This window comes from Enterobacter sp. 01-M-02-SI-ECC, assembly GCF_047530595.1.
Lineage (GTDB): Bacteria > Pseudomonadota > Gammaproteobacteria > Enterobacterales > Enterobacteriaceae > Enterobacter > Enterobacter cloacae_M.
Genome location: NZ_JBLKCZ010000095.1, coordinates 1 through 943, shown reverse-complemented (window position 1 = coordinate 943; position 943 = coordinate 1). Strand labels below are relative to the sequence as shown.

Sequence of the window (943 nt, the reverse complement as noted above, 5' to 3'; positions counted from 1 at the left end):
CTGGCTTTCACGAAGCCGAACTGCCGCTTGATGATGCGAAACGGGTGCTCCACCCTGGCACGGATGCTGGCTTTCATGTATTCGATGTTGATGGCCGTTTTGTTCTTGCGCGGATGCTGCTTCAAGGTTTTTACCCTGCCGGGACGCTCGGCGATCAGCCAGTCCACATCCACCTCGGCCAGCTCCTCGCGCTGTGGCGCTCCTTGGTAGCCGGCATCGGCTGAGACAAATTGCTCCTCTCCATGAAGCAGATTACCCAGCTGATTGAGGTCATGCTCGTTGGCCGCGGTGGTGACTAGGCTGTGGGTCAGGCCACTCTTGGCATCGACACCAATGTGGGCCTTCATGCCAAAGTGCCACTGATTGCCTTTCTTGGTCTGATGCATCTCCGGATCGCGTTGCTGCTCTTTGTTCTTGGTAGAGCTGGGTGCCTCAATGATGGTGGCATCCACCAAAGTGCCTTGGGTCATCATGACGCCTGCTTCGGCCAGCCAGCGATTGATGGTCTTGAACAATTGACGGGCCAGTTGATGCTGCTCGAGCAGGTGGCGGAAATTCATGATGGTGGTGCGATCCGGCAGGGCGCTATCCAGGGATAACCGGGCAAACAGACGCATGGAGGCGATTTCGTACAGAGCATCTTCCATCGCGCCATCGCTCAGGTTGTACCAATGCTGCATGCAGTGAATGCGTAGCATGGTTTCCAGCGGATAAGGTCGCCGGCCATTACCAGCCTTGGGGTAAAACGGCTCGATGACTTCCACCATGTTTTGCCATGGCAGAATCTGCTCCATGCGGGACAAGAAAATCTCTTTTCTGGTCTGACGGCGCTTACTGCTGAATTCACTGTCGGCGAAGGTAAGTTGATGACTCATGATGAACCCTGTTCCATGGCTCCTGATGACAAACATGATCTCATATCAGGGACTTGTTCGCACCTTCC

Annotated in this window: 1 protein-coding gene; it reads right to left on the bottom strand. The window is 55.0% G+C overall.

Going from position 1 to position 943, the window contains the following annotated elements; translation table 11 throughout:
* Window positions 1-875: IS5-like element IS5 family transposase (locus ACMWLG_RS25820; protein ID WP_414763060.1), on the bottom strand; the 875-nt coding region annotated here is incomplete at its 3' end.
* Window positions 876-943 lie beyond the last annotated feature (68 nt).